At 69.7% G+C, this 15104-nt stretch carries 10 protein-coding genes; all 10 read left to right on the top strand.

The features are described 5' to 3' along the window. Window positions 1–15 precede the first annotated feature (15 nt). Complete coding sequence (locus AW272_RS20485) at window positions 16–1467, top strand: hypothetical protein (RefSeq protein ID WP_157518665.1); 1452 nt, start codon at window positions 16–18, stop codon at window positions 1465–1467. Window positions 1468–1619: 152 nt separating this feature from the next. After that, a complete protein-coding gene (locus AW272_RS20480; protein ID WP_218010977.1) occupies window positions 1620–2357 on the top strand; it encodes a class I SAM-dependent methyltransferase in 738 nt (245 codons plus the stop codon). A gap of 255 nt (window positions 2358–2612) precedes the next feature. After that, window positions 2613–2891 (top strand): hypothetical protein, encoded by a 279-nt coding sequence (locus AW272_RS20475; protein ID WP_066367493.1) that lies wholly within the window; start codon window positions 2613–2615, stop codon window positions 2889–2891. A gap of 110 nt (window positions 2892–3001) precedes the next feature. Continuing rightward, window positions 3002–3814, top strand: a complete 813-nt coding sequence (locus AW272_RS20470; protein WP_066367492.1) for an AAC(3) family N-acetyltransferase — start codon at window positions 3002–3004, stop codon at window positions 3812–3814. A 175-nt stretch (window positions 3815–3989) separates the two neighbouring features. Then, window positions 3990–4727, top strand: coding sequence for an AAA family ATPase (locus tag AW272_RS20465; protein ID WP_066367485.1), 738 nt, complete (start codon window positions 3990–3992; stop codon window positions 4725–4727). Window positions 4728–4780: 53 nt separating this feature from the next. Then, window positions 4781–7603 carry an ATP-binding protein gene (locus AW272_RS20460; RefSeq protein ID WP_083958500.1) on the top strand — a complete coding sequence of 941 codons (2823 nt, stop codon included), beginning with the start codon at window positions 4781–4783 and terminating at the stop codon, window positions 7601–7603. A gap of 135 nt (window positions 7604–7738) precedes the next feature. Continuing rightward, window positions 7739–10981, top strand: a complete 3243-nt coding sequence (locus AW272_RS20455) for an ATP-binding protein (protein ID WP_083958499.1) — start codon at window positions 7739–7741, stop codon at window positions 10979–10981. A 286-nt stretch (window positions 10982–11267) separates the two neighbouring features. Continuing rightward, window positions 11268–12953: a glucuronoarabinoxylan endo-1,4-beta-xylanase XynC gene (xynC, locus tag AW272_RS20450; protein ID WP_066367481.1), complete on the top strand. Its 1686-nt coding sequence runs from the start codon at window positions 11268–11270 to the stop codon at window positions 12951–12953. Window positions 12954–13196: 243 nt separating this feature from the next. Further along, the gene (locus AW272_RS20445; protein ID WP_066367480.1) at window positions 13197–14621 is read left to right on the top strand and encodes a glycoside hydrolase family 10 protein; all 1425 of its coding nucleotides are present in this window, start codon (window positions 13197–13199) and stop codon (window positions 14619–14621) included. A 26-nt stretch (window positions 14622–14647) separates the two neighbouring features. Next, on the top strand, window positions 14648–15104 hold a 457-nt coding region (locus AW272_RS20440), incomplete at its 3' end, for a cellulose-binding domain-containing protein (protein WP_174551839.1).

Here is a 15104-nt window from a genome sequence, read left to right as displayed (position 1 = left end):
AAGGGTTATTGCAGGATGTGCTGGAACCAGGCGCGGACCGAGGCCAAGGCCAGTGGTGAGTCTCGGGAGAAGGCCATCGCCTCCAACTTCCTCGACCGGATCGGGGCCTTCCACCAGCTGTTCTTCGCGGGCATGCTCATCACCAGCGGCGCGAAGACGACCCCCCAACGCCGACACCACCGGCGAGGAGCCCCGCGCAAGCCACCGCCGACCCCAGCCCAGCGACCTCAAGGCCGCTGGATCCAGCCGAAGCTGTTCGATCCGCCACGCGACTTCACCCGGTTCAACGAAGACACCGACGCCGACCCCACCAACCCTTGGCTGATCTGGGGGATCTACCTCGCCCACCAGATCGGCGAGGCTCACGGATGGCGCCGCGGCACCCAGTACGGCGTCCGCAGGGGCCTGACCGTCGTGCTGTCCGGTCACGACATCGGCGACGTCATCCGATACTCCGAGCTGTTTCCCGCGATGCGGGCCCGAGACATCAGCGTCGAACGCGTCGCGGAAGTCCTCACAGAGATGGGCCTCTTGCGCGACGGCCGGATCCCCTCGTTCGAGAACTGGCTGAAGCGCAAGCTCGACGGCCTAGCCGACGGGATCCACCCCACCGAGGCCTGGCTGCGGACCATGCGCGAGGGCGGCCCCCGCACAAGACCACGCGACCCGGCGACTGCCTGGACCCATATGGGCTACGCCCGTCCAACGCTTCTGGCCTGGTCGCAGTGCTATGACCATCTGCGGGAAGTCACCCGCGACGACGTCCTGGCCGCCCTGGAGGGACTCACCGGCTCCCGGCGCTCCAACCTGCTGATCTCACTGCGGTCCCTGTTCGCCTTCGCCAAGAAGACCGGGAAGATCTTCCGCAACCCCACCCGAGGCATCCGCGTCGGCCAGCACCACTACGGACTTGCCCAACGACTCGACCAGGCTGCCGTCCATCAGGCGGCCGAGGCAGCCACCACCCCTGCTGCGCGGCTGGTTCTCATGCTCGACGCCGTCCACGCCGCCCGCACTGGCGCCATCCGCGAGCTCCTTCTCGACGACGTCGACCTCGGCAACCGGCAGCTGACGATCGCCGGCCGCGCCCGTCCGATCGACGAGTTCAGCCACCAGATCCTGCTGGAATGGCTCGACTACCGGCGCACCCGCTGGCCCAGCACCGCCAACCCCCACCTGCTGATCAACCAGATGAGCGCCCATGGGACTGGCCCGGTGAGCACGATCTACTTCGCCAAGACCCAGCTGCGTGGCCAGGCCGCGACGCTCGAACGCTTACGCGTCGATCGGCAGCTCGAAGAGGCTCTCACCCACGGTCCCGACCCTCTCCACCTCGCCGCCGTCTTCGGCCTGGACCCCAAAACCGCCATCCGATATGCCGAGAATGCCCGCGCCCTCCTCGTCACCCTGGTCGAGGAGCAGGACCCTGCCAGTCGGGACGAACTCAAGGGTCCACAACCCACATAGAGCCTGAAGACCCTTCAGTTCATCCTGAGGATCCTTCAGTTCGCCTGAACTCTGGGTTTTCACGGGGCTTGAGCAGCAACCGAATGGCGAGTAACGATAGGGGACCCGGCAGGCTGCCACATGGGTCTGCTACTGGAAATGGAGGCGGTCTGATGCCCGGCGCGCAGTTATATGACGCCATCGGCACTACCTACACCGTGACGCGGCGCACCGAGCCGCGGATCGCCGAACAGATCTGGACAGCGCTCGGCGATGCGCGGACCGTGCTGAACGTCGGGGCCGGCACCGGGTCCTACGAGCCTCCCGGCCTCGAGGTGACCGCTGTGGAGCCGTCGGCGGTCATGCGGGCGCAGCGCCCCGCAGGCGCGGCGCCGTGCGTCGATGCCACCGCGGAGAGTCTCCCGTTCGAGGACCAGTCCTTCGACGCCGCGATGGCTTTCGCCACCGTCGATCACTGGCAGGACCCGATCGCGGGCCTGCGCGAGATGCGGCGTGTCGCTCGCCGCGTGGTCGTGTTCACCTACGACGCCGGTGCCACCGATCTGTTCTGGCTGAATCGTGACTACCTGCCGGAGTTCACCGGCCTCTGGGCCGGTCGGCCTTCCCTGACCGAGCTGGCCGCGGCGATCGGAGCCCGGACAGAGCCGGTGCTCGTTCCGTGGGACTGCGCTGATGGCTTCTACCACGCCTTCTGGCGCCGGCCCGAGGCATACCTGGACGAGCACGTCCGCCGCGGCATGTCGATCTGGGCCAGGGTCGGCCCGGACGCCGAGCAGCGGGCAGTGCACAACCTCCGTGACGACCTCGCATCCGGCCGGTGGGCCGAACGCAACCGCGAGCTCTCCGGCCTCGACGCGGCAGAGTTCGGCCTGCGCCTGCTCATCGCCTGATCCCGCCACAGTGCCGGGTCGCGGACCAACCTGGCCGTCATCGAACGCAGTGCACGAGAGAGACCCCGCCAGGCTCGTTTTCAGGTGAGCCTGGCGTCTCGACCCGATTCGCGGTCGGGTGGGCGGTCGTGCCGAAGGTGTGGAGACACCGCGCCACCTGCAATGGGAGAATGGACGGTGCCGCGAGGCCCTCACGTCACCGAGAAATTCGCCGGGACGACCAAACGCAGACGACCGGTCAATCGACTTTCTAGTGTGATACTGCTGACTTCCCCCAAGCACGACACATGGGCGGCGTTGACCGCTCTGACCGCGGGCGTCCTGACCTGGCAGTCGACCGCACTGATGATGGCGGGCTCACTCACGGCCTGGACCGTGATGCGCCTGCTCGCCGAACGGCAAACGCTCCTCGCCCTCACTCGCACGGCCCCCGAGGGGCTGATCACGATCCGGCGGAACCCCTCGCGGGAACCGACCTTCCATCTGGTCTGGGGAGCCGACCCGGACCAGCGCGGACGGCAGTCGGAGACATGACATGGAGCCCTCCGAACCCCGGCCGAAACTCACCCGGCGCGCGCTGAACACGCTCCTGCGGGGCCGCATCGTCGACGCCGACCACCTCGCCTGACCAAACGGAGGCCCACATGATCCTCACCGAACACCTCGACACCGCCGTACACGACCTGGACCTGGCTGGTCGCCCGGTGATGCTGCACACCTCACTGCGGTCATTCGGGACGACCGTCGACGCCGACACCTTGCTGGACGTGCTGCTGAAGCGCGCCTGCACGGTGATGGTGCCCGCCTTCACCGAGCCCCAGTTCGCCCTGCCCGCTTCCGCCGGCCCGGCCCGCAACGGCGTCGACTACACGACCGTGCCCGCCGGGACCGCGTTCCCGGAGGGACCCGCCTACAGCGTGGACTGCGGTCTGATCAACCCTCATCTGGGCGTGCTGCCGGCGGTGCTCATCGGACGGGCCGGCGCCGTACGCGGCAGGCACCCGCTCAACTCCTTCGCCGCCGTCGGCCCGCAGGCGGCCGAGCTCATGGAGGCCCAGAGCCCGGACGACGTGTACGGTCCCATCCGCGAACTGGCCGATCGCGACGGCGCGATCCTGCTCGTCGGCGTGGGCCTCAACCGCCTGACGGCACTGCACCTGGCCGAACAGCGGTCGGGCCGTCGCCTGTTCCTCCGGTGGGCGCGCGACGAGGACGGCGAGGTCCGCATGGTGGAGGTCGGCTCCTGCTCCGAGGGGTTCCCGCGCCTGGAACCGGCCCTGCGCCCCATCGCCCGGACCACCACCGTGGGCGCCTCACGCTGGCACGCCTACCCCGCCCGGCAGGTCCTCGCCGCCGCGACGGCCGCCATCGCCGCCGACCAGGACATCACTCACTGCGCCGACAGCGGGTGCCTGCTCTGCCGCGACGCGATCGCAGGAGGCCCGCAGGCCCCCTGACCTGTCTCCGACCCTCAGCCGCCGGGCCGCACTCGTAGGCCAGGATCACCAGCTGCACCCGGTCCCGGACGTCGAGCTTCGCGATGGCCCGGGTGATGTGGGTCATGGCCGTCATCGGGCTGATGGCCGGGACAATGGATCTCTCCACCGACAAACCGCCGGAAGGTGTCCGTCAGTGCTGATCACCCGCTTGAGCGCCCGCCGGCTCCCCGACTCCTGGTGCGCCGCCCTGCCCGCCGTGCGCCATCTCGCCGACCACGGTCTGCCGCTGACCGCCCCCGTGACGTTCCTCGTCGGCGAGAACGGATCAGGCAAGTCGACGATCATGGAGGCGATCGCGGACGTGGGCGGGATCAACTCCGAAGGCGGCAAGGCTGGCACGAAATACGCCAGCACCGGCCCCGCCACCCCGCTCGGCGAGGTGCTGGACGCCGAACTCACCATCACCGGCGGACGCCTGCTCCACGGCCCCCGCTTGAAACGGCGCGCGTTCTTCCTCCGTGCCGAAACGCTCTTCGATCTCGCCCGGGGCGTCGCCGACAAGGCGGGGAAGGGCTTCTGGGAGGACGACCTCACCACGCAGTCCCACGGCGAGGGCTTCTTCACCGTCCTCGACTACATGGTCGACGGACCGGGGCTCTATCTCCTGGACGAACCGGAGGCCGCCCTCTCCTTCAACTCCTGCCTGCGCCTCGCCGGGCTGATGCACCGCGTCGCGGGTGAGGGCGGCCAGATCATCTGCGCCACCCACTCACCGATCCTCACGAGCCTGCCGGGCGCCCAGATCATCGAGTTGGGCGACCACGGCGCGCAGGTCAGCGAGTGGGCGGATCTTCCCCTGGTCGACGACTGGCGCCGATTCCTGTCCAGGCCGGATCTCTACATGCGTCACATCGTCGATCGGGAGAGCTGACCCGGCCGGGACGGGGCTCCCGCCTTCGGCGGCAGGTGAACGGCTATCTCTTTATGGCTGATCCTGGGATTCTTGATGTTGTGACGTTCCGGGATCTGATTCGGGCGGCGCGCATGGAGCAGCGACCTGACGTGGCGCTTGAACGGTACGTGGAGGCGCTGGCGAGCTGGCAGGGGTCCGCTGGTGACGAGGCGGCCGCCGGGTCCGGTGCCGTCTCCGTGTTCACCGCGCTGGACCACGAGTTCATCGGCGCCTGCGTGGCCGCGACGCGGCTCGCGGTGCGGCAGGGCCGGGTCGCGCAGCTGCTTCCTCCGCTGCACCTGGCCGCCCGGATGGCGCCGTTGGATGAACACGTCCAGGCGAGTCTCATGTCCGCGCTGGCCGCCGCCGGGCAGCGGGCGGAGGCCCTCGCGCTGTTCCGGACGGTCCGGGCCCGTCTGGCCGACGAGATCGGCGCCGATCCCGGACCGGCGTTGCTGGCCGCGCGCCGCGAGGTGCTGGCGACCGTACCCGAGCGGGAGGTTCGTCTCCGGCCCGGGCCGGTCCCGCTGGTGGGGCGCGACCGGGAACTCGCGGTGCTGCGCCGGGTGCTCGCGGCGGGCGCCGGGGTGGTCGTCGTGGAGGGCGAGCCGGGGGTGGGCAAGACGCGGCTGCTCGTGGAGGCCTGCGCCGAGGCGGAGCAGCGGGGTGCCCTGGTCCTGTGGGGTCACTGCCTGCAGGGGGACGGCGCGCCGTCGATGTGGCCCTGGCTGCAGGTGATCAGTGCGGCCCTGGAGAGTCTCCCTGCCGCGGCGCGGGCCGGCTGGCGGGCCGGTGAACTGGGCCGTCTCGTGGAACCCGACCCCGGAGTGGCCGGAGTGGCCGACAGCGGGACCCGGTTCCGGCTGTTCGAGCAGGCGGTCGCCCTGATCGGGCGGGTCGCGGCGGGGCGGCCGGTGGTGCTCGTCGTCGATGACCTCCAATGGGCTGACGTCGCCTCGCTGGAGCTGTTCAGGCATCTGACCGAGCGGCTGCCGGGCGGCACCGTGGTCGTCGGCGCGCTGCGTGACCGCGCGCCGGCGCCCGGCTCGGAGCTGGCCACGACGCTGGCTTCGGCGAGCCGGTCGGCCGTCCATCGCAGGATCGGGCTGAGACCGTTCGGTGTGGACGATGTGGCTGAGCTGATACGCCGGGAGAGCGGCCGTGATCCCGATGCTGATGTGGTCAGGGCCATTCACGCCCGTACCGCTGGGAACGTGTTCTTCGTCCGGGAACTGTCCCGGCTGGTGGCCGCGAACGGTGTGCTCGGGGACGGGGTGCCGTCCTCGGTTCGCGACGTCGTCCGGGGTCGGATCGCCGACCTCGCCGGTGACGCTCTCGGCCTGCTGCAGGTCGCCGCGCTCATCGGCCGCGACATCGACCTCGTGCTGCTGGCGAAGGCCGTGAGGCTGGAGATGCCGCAATGCATCGAGGGTCTCGAACCGCTGGAGGAGCTCGGCCTGCTCGAACCCCTGCCCGGTCACCCCTGCGCGGTCCGTTTCTCGCATGACCTGGTCCGCGAGTCGGTCGCCGACCTCACGCCGCAGCGGCGGCTGACCCGGCTGCACCTGCGGGTGGCCGACGCGCTGGAGCGCACGTCCCCGGACGACGACTCCACGGCCGAACGGCTGGCCCATCACCTGCGGGCCGCCGGTCCCCTGGCCGATCCCGCCCGGACGGTGGACGCGCTGGTCCGCGCGGGCCGCTCCGCGGGCAACAAGTCCGCGCTCGACGCCGCCTCCCGGCAGCTGCGCTCGGCGGCCCAGATCGCCCGGACGGCGGGTCTGGCCGAACGGGAGCTGACCGCCCTGGCGATGCTCACCGCGGTCGACGGAATGCGGGCCGGGTACGTCGGCTCGGCGCCGGAGGTGCTCGAACGCGCCGAGAACCTCGCCCGTGACCTCGGCCACGAACGACAGGCCACCGACTTCCTGTTCTCCCGCTGGGCCTCACACGGCCAAGGGCTCCGGCTCGACCGGTCGGGCCCGTTGGCGCGACGGCTGCTCGTCCAGGGCGAGGCGTCCGCCGACCCGATCGTGCGCGCCTACGGCCTGCACGCCTGGGGCATCCACCAGTGGGCCGTCGGCGACATCGGGCAGGCCTACCGCTACCTCATCCGGTCGACCTCGACCATGCGAGACGACCTGGTGCGCCGCGACGACGATCCACTCCGGCACGACCTGCAGAGCCTCTCGCCCCTGATGCTCGCGCTGATGACCGGGCTTCGCGGTGACGTCGTCCACGCCCGCGCGATGTTCGACCGGCTGGAAACAGCCGCCGGCGACGACCGCTACGCGGTCACCGTCTGGTCCGCCTTCGCGGTCACCCTGGCGGCGCAGGCGGGCGACCCGGAATGGGCGCTGGGCGCGGCCGAACGCGGAATCGCGCTGGACCCCCAGTTCTCCTTCGGATTCTTCGGCAGCTACCAGCGGCTGGCGCGATGCTGGGCGCGGGCGATGGCCAGCCACGACCCGGCCGGGGCCGCCGAGGAGGCACAGCTGATCATCGACGCCACCCTGTCCGACCCGCCGCGCTCGGTACTGGGCACCTGGTGCGGGCTGCTCGGTGAGATGTGGCTGGCGGCCGACCGGCTCGACGAGGCCGCGCAAGCCCTCGACCAGGCCCGCGTGGTGCTCGACACCTATGGGGAGCGCGACGGCGAGGGCCTGCTGCTTCTGCTGCGGGCGCGGCTCCTGCGGGCGCAGGGCGCACCCCTCGCCGACGTGCGGGCCGCCGCGGAACGGACCCGGACGCTGGCCCTCGAACGTGAGGCGAACCTGTTCGCCCACCGTGCCGAACAGCTGATCGCCGAGCTGGACCAGGAAACCAGCGACTCCGCTGACTGTCTTCCCGGGTAGTCGATCACATGACGCTATTTAGCCTATTTTGTCCCTCATGAAGGCTGACTGGTGGTGCGGCGAGACACGACATTCGAAGCAGGTCTGACGCGCAGAGTTGAATGGCAACATCCACCCACTTCGAGGAAGGGCTCGATGGCCGACGTCTCCCCCACCCGACGAAGCGCCGGGAGCGAACCGATGCTCGCCGGTTCGCTGACCGTCCAGGTCCTCGGTCCGTTGCGGGTGTGGCGTGACGGCGTGGAGGTCGACACCGGACCGCGGCAGCAGACCTACCTGCTGGCCCTGTTGCTGATGTCCCCAGGACGGCCGGTCAGCGCTTCTGAGCTCATCGATCTCGTCTGGGACGAGAGCATGCCGATGTCGGCGTTGAACATCGTCCACAAATATGTCGGGGCGTTGCGGCGGCTGCTCGAACCGGATCTGCCCGCCCGGGCGCCCGGCTCCTATCTCCATCGCCGCGGCAGCGGCTACCAGTTCGACGACAGCCTCGTGGCACTCGACCTGACGGAGTCTCGCCGGCTCCTCGCTCTCGCCCGCGCCGCGCTGGACGATCAGCGGTTCGAGGAGGGAGTCGATGCCTACGACGCGGCTCTGTCGTTGTGGCGGGGGTCCGCGGGTGACGGGCTGGCTCTCAGCGCCTCGGCCGGTCCGCTGTTCGCCTCGGTCAACCGGGAGCTGCTCGACGCCTGTGTGGAGGCGGCTCGGGTGATCGTGCCGCGCGGTCATGCCAAGCGCATCCTGCAACCGTTGCGGCTTGCCGCGTGGATCGCGCCCATCGACGAGACCGTGCAGGCGACGCTGATGACCACGCTGGCTGCGGCGGGACAGCAGGCGGAGGCCCTGTCGGTGTTCGACACGGTGCGGGCGCGGCTGGCCGACGACCTGGGCATCGATCCCGGCCCGGCGCTTCGCGAGGCGCACCGGCACGTTCTTCGGCAGGCCGAGGCCGTCTCCACATCCCGCGTCGCGGGTTCTCTCCCGGGGGTCGTGTCCGGTGCGCAGTCCCTGAGTAACCGGTCCGATCGTCTCGTGGGCCGGCAAGAGGAGCTCGCCCTCCTGCGCGACGCCGTCGAGTCGGCCGCCTTCGGCCGGGCGCGGATCGTGCTGGTCGAGGGTCCGCCGGGAGTGGGCAAGAGCCGGCTGCTCGCCGAGGTCACCGCGAACGGCGCCTTCACCTTCTGGGGTCGATGCCACGACGGCGAAGGCGCTCCGTCGATGTGGCCCTGGATCCAGATCGTCGAAGCCCTGATCGCGGCGCTGCCGGAAGACGAGCGGGCGCGGTGGACCGCCGAACTCGACGACCTGCTCCAGCAGCCCGCACGCGACGCCGAAGCCCAGGCGCGGCCGGACGCCGGAGCGCAGTTCCGGTTGTACGGCAACGTCGTCGCGCTGTTCGGCGCGGCCGCCGCACGCCGGCCCCTGGTCGTCGTCGTGGACGACCTGCACTGGGCCGACCAGGCCTCACTTCAGCTGTTCGCGCGGCTGGCCGAGTCTCTCCCGGACGGGAGCGTGCTGATGGGCACCCTGCGCGACCACGCGCCGACGCCCAATCCACACGTGCGGAGCATGCTGGCGGCGGTCGCGCGCCAAGACGGCCACCGGCGCATCGCTCTCGGACCCCTCGGGCCTTCTGAGGTCGCCACGTTGATCCACCAGGAGACCGGGCAACCGCCGAGTGCGGGTGTCGCGCGGAACATCCAGGCCCGCACCGAAGGCAACCCCCTGTTCGTACGTGAGCTCGCGAGATTCCTGGCCGAAGAAGACCACCTGTCCGACCAGGCGGCAGCCCAGACCGCCGTTCCTTCCACGGTTCGTGACATCGTCCGCGACCGGACGAGCAGGCTCGACGACGGGGACCGGCGATTGATCGAGATCGCGGCGCTGATGGGCCGCGACATCGACGCCCTCCTGTTGGCCAAGGCAGCCGATCTCGACGTGTCGCAGTGCCTCACGCGTCTGGAATCTCTGGAGGCGCTCGGTCTGGTCGAGGTGACCTCCGGCTTTTCGGGTGAGTGGCGGTTCGTGCACGATCTCGTCCGTGAGTCGGTGGCCCGCTCGATGACCCGATCGAACGCGAGCCACTTCCACCTGCGCATCGCGGCCGCGCTCGGCCAGACCCGGGAATCGGCGGAGCGTCACGGTGAGGCGCTCGCCCACCACCTGTGCTCGGCGGGTCCGCTCGCCGAACCCGAGCAGACGGCGCGATCCCTCATCGTCGCGGCCCGCATCGCCGCCCGGCGATCCGCCTACGAGACCGCGGAGAAGCACCTGGACGCCGCGACCCGGATCGCGCGCGGCGCGGGGCTTCCCGAGGTCGAGCTGACCGCGCTGACCGAGCTGACCGCCGTCGCGGGCATCCACGCCGGGTTCGTCGGGGCCGCCATGGACCATCTGGACCGCGCTGAGCAGATCGCGCGCTCTCTGGGCCGGGAACGGGAGGCGACCGGGTTGCTGTTCTCCCGGTTCCTGGCCCACTCCCAGGGCATCCGGCTCGACGCCGCCGGACGCCTCGCCCGCCGCCTGCTGGACCACGGCCGCCGCTCCGCCGATCCCGTCGTGCAGGCCTCCGGCCACCACGCGTGGGGCGTCCACCAGTGGAGTTCGGGCAACGTCGGCGAGGCCTACCGCAACCTCAGCCATTCCGATGCGCTCCTCCGCGCCGAGAAGGACGCCGAGCCGCTGCGGCACCGGCTGCAGATGACCACACCAGTCATGCTCGCGCTGAACACCGCACTGCACGGCGACCTGATCGCCGCCCGACAGTTGTTCGACGTGGTGGAGTTCGAAGCAGGCGAGGACCCTTACGCCCTCAGCATCTGGGGCTCCTTCGCCGTCACCGCGGCAGCCGCCGCGGGCGACTCCGCCTGGGCGCTGCGAGCGGCCGAAAAGACGATCAACGCCGACCCGGACTTCTCCTTCAAGTTCTCCGGCAGCTACCCGCGGCTCGCGCGGCACTGGGCGAACGCCATATCCGGCGGTGATCCGACGATGTCGGCCGCTGAGATGGAGGGCATCATCCAGACCACCCTGGTCGACCCGCCCCGATCGAACCTGGCCACCTGGTACGCGCTTCTTGCCGAGGTTCTGCTGTGCGCCGGCGACGTCTCCGCAGCCACGACCGCGCTGGACAAGGCCGAGACGTTCATCGACACCTACGGCGAACGATACGCGGAGGGCCTGGTCCTGCTCATCCGCGCCAAGGCGTTCCGAGCGGGCGGCGACCTCCCCTCCGCCGTGCGCACCGCCCATCGGGCGCTCGGCCTTTCGCGGGAACGCGGAACCCACCTCTTCGCGGCACGCGCCGAGGGCCTGCTCGCCGAACTCCCCCGCAGCGGTGACAACGGCGTTCTGGGCCTGCACGCGGATCACGGATAGGGCCTGTTTCAAGGCTGGCTCCAGGCATAGGGGGCCTCTCGCCCCGTTCGACTCGCGACACCCGGCGGCCGGGCTGAATCAGCAGGTCGTGCTGAAATTTTCAATGATCAACTTAATTTAACCAAGTTCACCCCCGCAAGGTTCGCCTCGTGGTTGACCCCCTGCGGGAGCCGGACAACACTCGGCCGAACCATCACCCCTCCGCGGCAACGGCTCCAGAGGCCTGAATGTTAACGCCAACATGTCGACGGACGGTGACCTGCTGCGGCAGCGACGAGGAGAAGGCATGACGCAAGATCAGAATGAGCCCGGAAAGGGCGAACGAGGACTGCTGAGCCGGAGAAACGTCCTGACGACGATGGGGGCCCTTCCTGTCATCACGGTCGCGGCCTCGGTCGTGGGCGCCTCGGAGGCCGCCGCCGCCACGGCGGTCATCAATCCCTCGGCGCAGCGGCAGACGATCCGGGGCTTCGGCGGCATGGCGCACGCGGCGTGGATCGGCGACCTGACCGCCGCCCAGCGGGAGACGGCGTTCGGAACCGGCGAAGGGCGCCTGGGGTTCTCGGTGCTCAGGATCCCGGTGCCGGAGAACCAGGCCGACTGGAGCCGTGATCTGGCCACGGCCCAGCGTGCGGTCGCACTCGGGGCGATCGTCTTCGCCTCGCCCTGGAACCCGCCCGCCTCCATGATCGAGACCTTCACCCGCGGCACCCAGACCAACGCCAAACGACTCAGGTACAACGCCTACGCCGCCTACGCCCAGCACCTGAACGACTTCACCACCCACATGCGCAACAACGGGGTGAACCTCTACGCCATATCGGTGCAGAACGAGCCCGACTACGCCCACGACTGGACCTGGTGGACTTCCGCAGAGATGCTCCGATTTCTACGGGAGAACGCCGGCTCGATCAGCACCCGGGTCATCGCGCCCGAGTCCTTCCAGTACGTGAAGAGCGTCTCCGACCCCATCCTCAACGACTCCACGGCGCTCGCCAACGTCGACATCCTCGGCGCGCACCTCTACGGCACGTCCTACTCCAACTTCCCCTACCCCCTCTTCAAGCAGCGGGGCGCGGGCAAAGAGCTCTGGATGACCGAGGTGTACTACCCCAACAGCAGCGACTCGGCCGACCTGTGGCCGCAGGCGCTGGACGTGGGAGAGCACATCCACCGCTCCATGGTGGACGCCGAATTCCAGACCTACGTCTGGTGGTACATCCGGCGCGGCTACGGCCCGATGCGGGAAGACGGCCAGATCAGCAAGCGCGGCGCCATGATGGCGCACTACGCCAGATTCGTGCGCCCCGGCTACGTGCGAATCGACGCGACGGCCAACCCGGCGTCGAACGTCTACGTCTCCGCCTACCGGAACGGGGACACGGTCGTCATCGTCGCCGTCAACAAGAACACCTCCGCGGTGAGCCAGCAGTTCACCCTGTCCGGCGGCGGCGCGACCAGCGCCGCCTACTGGGTGACCGACGCGAGCAGGAACGTCGCCCCCCAGGGGACCGTCGCCGTGTCGGGCGGCTCGCTCACGGTCTCGCTCCCCGCCCGGAGCGTGACGACCTTCGTGACCAGCACGGGCCCCACGCCCTCGCCGACCCCGACGCCCACCCCCACCCCGACGCCCTCCCCGTCGCCCAGCGGCACGGGGCAGTTCCGGGTCGCGTACACGATGAACCCCTGGAACAACGGCTTCACCGCCAACATCAGCATCACCAACACCGGAACCTCGACGATCAACGGCTGGACGCTGGTCTTCACCCTGCCCTCCGGCCAGTCGATCAGCTCCGGCTGGAACGCCGCCTATTCGCCCTCCAGCGGCCAGGTGAGCGCCGGCAACGTCAGCCACAACGCCGTGCTCGCCCCGGGAGCAACCATCGACATCGGCTTCCAGGCCACCCACACCGGCAACACCGCCGAACCGGCCGCCTTCACCCTGAACGGCATTCCTTGCACGGTGGTGTGACCCACCACCGCGTCCCGCTCGACGTCCTCGTGAACAGGGTGAAACTTTCACTGAGGACTTGACATATTTCGACAAGATTTTCACACTGTGTCCCCGAGACGGCTTCCCGCCATGTGTGGTGCGTGGCGAGGACGGCCGTGACGCCCTACTGGTGTGCGTTCCCCGATCACGGGACGCGGCGTCGATCGTGCGGGGAGACCCCGTCTGTCCGCTATTCCGTGATTCTTTCTGGAGCACTCAGTCATGGGCAGAAAAGCCTTACTTCTCAAGAACCCACGGGTTCTCATCGCCGCCATCGTCAGCGTGATCGGCGTGGCCACCGCGGTGACGTTGCCGACCACGGCGGCCGGAGCCGCCGCCAGTACGCTCGGCGCGGCCGCCGCGCAGAGTGGCCGCTACTTCGGCACCGCCATCAGCGCGAGCCGTCTCGGCGACTCGCAATACACGACGATCGCGGCCCGCGAGTTCAACATGATCACCGCCGAGAACGAGATGAAACTCGACGCCACCGAACCCGGCCGCGGGCAGTTCAACTTCACCGCCGGGGACCGGATCTACAACTGGGCGGTGCAGAACGGCAAGCGGGTGCGTGGTCACACGCTGGCCTGGCACGCCCAGCAGCCGAGCTGGATGCAGTCACTCTCCGGTTCCACCCTGCGCCAGGCGATGATCGACCACATCAACGGCGTGGTGGCCCACTACCGAGGCAAGATCTACGCCTGGGACGTCGTCAACGAGGCCTTCGCCGACGGCAACTCCGGTGGCCGGCGCGACTCCAACTTCCAGCGGACCGGCAACGACTGGATCGAAGTCGCCTTCCGCACCGCGCGGGCCGCCGACCCGGCCGCCAAGCTCTGCTACAACGACTACAACATCGACAACTGGACGTGGGCCAAGACGCAGGCCGTCTACAACATGGTCCGCGACTTCAAGCAGCGCGGCGTGCCGATCGACTGCGTCGGTCTCCAGTCGCACTTCAACAGCGGCAGCGCGTACAACAGCAACTACCGCACCACCATCTCCAGCTTCGCGGCGCTGGGCGTCGACGTGCAGATCACCGAGCTGGACATCCAGGGCGCCTCCGCCCAGACCTACGCCGCCGTGGTGAACGACTGCCTCGCCGTGGCCCGTTGCGCCGGCATCACCGTGTGGGGCGTGCGCGACCAGGACTCCTGGCGGTCGGGCGACACCCCGCTGCTGTTCAGCGGCGCCAACAAGAAGCCCGCCTACGACGCGGTACTCAACGCCCTGAACGCCGCCCCGCCGAGCCCCACCCCAACTCCGACCCCGACTCCCACTCCCACCCCCACGCCGACCCCCACCCCGACTCCGACCCCGACGCCAACCCCGACGCCGACTCCCAGCCCGGTTCCGGGCGGGTGCACGGCGACGATCACCACGACGACCACCTGGCCGGGTGGATTCCAGTCGGCGGTGACCGTCCGGGCGGGTAGCGCGGCGATCAGCGGATGGACCGTGCGGTGGACCTGGCCCGGCGGCCAGACCTTCAGCAGCGTGTGGAGCGGCCAGCAGAGCGTGTCCGGCTCCAACGTCACCGTGGTGAACGCGCCCTACAACGGCTCCGTCGCCGCCCAGGGCTCCACGAGCTTCGGCTTCACCGCCAACGGCACCGCAGCCACCCCGACCGCCACCTGCACCAGCTCCTGACGAGCGGCATGATGAGGAGAATTCAGATGCGTCTGCCCTGGCGAGCGCGATCACCGCGCCGCGGCCGCGTGATCCTGGCCGTCTCGGTCCTGCTGGCCGGAGCCGGCCTGCTGACCACCCAGCCCGCCCAGGCCGCCGTCGCCTGCCGCGTCGACTACGCCATCTCGTCGAACTGGCCGGGCGGTTTCGGCGCCAGCGTCACCATCAACAACCTGGGTGACGCGGTCAGCGGCTGGCAGCTGACCTGGACCTTCGGGGCCGGCCAGCAGATCAGTCAGATGTGGAACGCCACGCCCACCCAGTCGGGCTCGTCGGTGACCGCCGCCAGCATGTCCTACAACGGGTCAATCCCGTCCGGCGGCAACACCAACTTCGGGTTCAACGCCTCGTGGAACGGCAGCAACCCGGTGCCCACGTCGTTCGCCCTGAACGGCGTGACCTGCGGCGGCCCCGTCTCCCCCACCCCCACCCCCACCCCGACAC

This window comes from Herbidospora mongoliensis, assembly GCF_001570545.1.
GTDB classification, from domain to species: domain Bacteria; phylum Actinomycetota; class Actinomycetes; order Streptosporangiales; family Streptosporangiaceae; genus Herbidospora; species Herbidospora mongoliensis.
The sequence above is the reverse complement of the archived record's forward strand: the minus strand, read 5'-3'. Positions and strand labels throughout refer to the sequence as shown.